A 3,200-nucleotide genomic window follows, 5' to 3' on the forward strand; every position below is an offset into this window, starting at 1 on the left:
AACGGCGAGAAATCAAAGTTATAGGGTCAAGTGAATAAGAGCACATGGTGGATGCCTTGGCAATGATAGGCGACGAAAGACGTGATAGCCTGCGATAAGCTTCGGGGAGCTGGCAAATTAGCTTTGATCCGGAGATTTCTGAATGGGGGAACCCACCTAGCAATAGGTATCTTTAACTGAATACATAGGTTATTGAGGCGAACCGGGTGAACTGAAACATCTCAGTAGCTCGAGGAAAAGACATCAACCGAGATTCCGAAAGTAGTGGCGAGCGAAATCGGAAAAGCCTGCACGTGATATCAGGATTCTTAGCAAAGCAGCATGGAAAGGCTGGCCATAGCGGGTGATAGCCCCGTATGCAAAAAGAGACCTGTGGTACTAAGCGTGCGAAAAGTAGGGCGGGACACGAGAAATCCTGTCTGAATATGGGGGGACCATCCTCCAAGGCTAAATACTCATCATTGACCGATAGTGAACTAGTACCGTGAGGGAAAGGCGAAAAGAACCCCGGGAGGGGAGTGAAATAGATCCTGAAACCGTGTGCTTACAAAAAGTAGGAGCCTCGAAAGGGGTGACTGCGTACCTTTTGTATAATGGGTCAGCGACTTACATTCAGTGGCAAGGTTAACCGAATAGGGAAGCCGTAGAGAAATCGAGTCCGAATAGGGCGAACAGTCGCTGGGTGTAGACCCGAAACCAAGTGAGCTATCCATGGCCAGGATGAAGGTGCAGTAACATGCACTGGAGGTCCGAACCCACTAGTGTTGCAAAACTAGGGGATGAGCTGTGGATAGGGGTGAAAGGCTAAACAAACTTGGAAATAGCTGGTTCTCTCCGAAAACTATTTAGGTAGTGCCTCAAGTATTACCATCGGGGGTAGAGCACTGTTTTGGCTAGGGGGTCATGGCGACTTACCAAACCAAGGCAAACTCCGAATACCGATGAGTACAGCTTGGGAGACAGAGCACCGGGTGCTAACGTCCGGACTCAAGAGGGAAACAACCCAGACCGCCAGCTAAGGTCCCTAAAATTGGCTAAGTGGGAAACGAAGTGGGAAGGCTATAACAGTCAGGATGTTGGCTTAGAAGCAGCCATCATTTAAAGAAAGCGTAATAGCTCACTGATCGAGTCGTCCTGCGCGGAAGATGTAACGGGGCTAAGCCAGTTACCGAAGCTGCGGATGTGCCATTTTATGGCACGTGGTAGGAGAGCGTTCTGTAAGCCTGTGAAGGTGGCGGTGTAAACCCTGCTGGAGGTATCAGAAGTGCGAATGCTGACATGAGTAGCGTTAAAGGGGGTGAAAAGCCCCCTCGCCGTAAGCGCAAGGTTTTCTACGCAACGTTCATCGGCGTAGAGTGAGTCGGCCCCTAAGGCGAGGCAGAGATGCGTAGCTGATGGGAAACAGGTCAATATTCCTGTACCGATGTGTAGTGCGATGTGGGGACGGAGAAGGTTAGCTCAGCCAACTGTTGGATATGTTGGTTCAAGCCTGTAGTCGTGCCTGGTAGGTAAATCCGCCGGGCTTAGATGAGGGGTGATAACGAGGCTGCTTGCAGCCGAAGTGAGTGATACCCTGCTTCCAGGAAAAGCCACTAAGCTTCAGCTACACACGACCGTACCGCAAACCGACACTGGTGCGCGAGATGAGTATTCTAAGGCGCTTGAGAGAACTCAGGAGAAGGAACTCGGCAAATTGACACCGTAACTTCGGAAGAAGGTGTGCCTCTAGTAGGTGAAGGGATTTACTCCTGGAGCCCAATGAGGTTGCAAAAAATCGGTGGCTGCGACTGTTTATTAAAAACACAGCACTCTGCTAAGACGAAAGTCGACGTATAGGGTGTGACGCCTGCCCGGTGCTGGAAGATTAAATGATGGGGTGCAAGCTCTTGATTGAAGTCCCAGTAAACGGCGGCCGTAACTATAACGGTCCTAAGGTAGCGAAATTCCTTGTCGGGTAAGTTCCGACCTGCACGAATGGCGTAACGATGGCCACACTGTCTCCTCCTGAGACTCAGCGAAGTTGAAATGTTTGTGATGATGCAATCTCCCCGCGGAAAGACGGAAAGACCCCATGAACCTTTACTGTAGCTTTGTATTGGATTTTGAACAGACCTGTGTAGGATAGGTGGGAGGCTTTGAAGCCGGGACGCTAGTTCCGGTGGAGCCAACGTTGAAATACCACCCTGGTGTGTTTGAGGTTCTAACCTAGGTCCATTATCTGGATCGGGGACAGTGCATGGTAGGCAGTTTGACTGGGGCGGTCTCCTCCCAAAGTGTAACGGAGGAGTTCGAAGGTACGCTAGTTACGGTCGGACATCGTGACGATAGTGCAATGGCATAAGCGTGCTTAACTGCGAGACTGACAAGTCGAGCAGATGCGAAAGCAGGACATAGTGATCCGGTGGTTCTGTATGGAAGGGCCATCGCTCAACGGATAAAAGGTACTCTGGGGATAACAGGCTGATACCGCCCAAGAGTTCATATCGACGGCGGTGTTTGGCACCTCGATGTCGGCTCATCTCATCCTGGGGCTGTAGCCGGTCCCAAGGGTATGGCTGTTCGCCATTTAAAGAGGTACGTGAGCTGGGTTTAAAACGTCGTGAGACAGTTTGGTCCCTATCTTCCGTGGGCGCTGCAGATTTGAGGAAGCCTGCTCCTAGTACGAGAGGACCGGAGTGGACGAACCTCTGGTGTACCGGTTGTCACGCCAGTGGCATTGCCGGGTAGCTAAGTTCGGAAGAGATAACCGCTGAAAGCATCTAAGCGGGAAACTCGTTTCAAGATTAGATCTGCCGGGGCCTTGAGCCCCCTGAAGAGTCGTTCAAGACCAGGACGTTGATAGGCTGGGTGTGGAAGCGCAGTAATGCGTTAAGCTAACCAGTACTAATTGCTCGAGAGGCTTGACCCTATAACTTTGACCGTCTCAACAAGACGCGTTTAAGGCTGTTATGCCAAGACTGACGCATTCAAAAGACACAGTCCAAGCGGACTGTGCAACAATCTAAATTACAAGCTGATTTGCTCTATGAATTCGATGGACTGCTTCCCATGTGGCAAGCCGTTCGTCAACCAGTTATGCCTGATGACCATAGCAAGTTGGTACCACTCCTTCCCATCCCGAACAGGACAGTGAAACGACTCAGCGCCGATGATAGTGCGGATTCCCGTGTGAAAGTAGGTCATCGTCAGGCTCTTATAGC

2 rRNA genes are annotated in these 3,200 nt (G+C 50.9%); both read left to right on the forward strand.

From position 1 onward, the window contains the following. The first annotated feature begins 24 nt into the window (after nt 1–24). Nucleotides 25–2,908 (forward strand): 23S ribosomal RNA (locus IWX85_RS19865). A gap of 170 nt (nt 2,909–3,078) precedes the next feature. Beyond that, nucleotides 3,079–3,191 (forward strand): 5S ribosomal RNA (gene rrf, locus IWX85_RS19870). Nucleotides 3,192–3,200: the final 9 nt, after the last annotated feature.

This window comes from Polaromonas sp. CG_9.11 (assembly GCF_015752225.1).
Classification (GTDB): domain Bacteria; phylum Pseudomonadota; class Gammaproteobacteria; order Burkholderiales; family Burkholderiaceae_C; genus Polaromonas.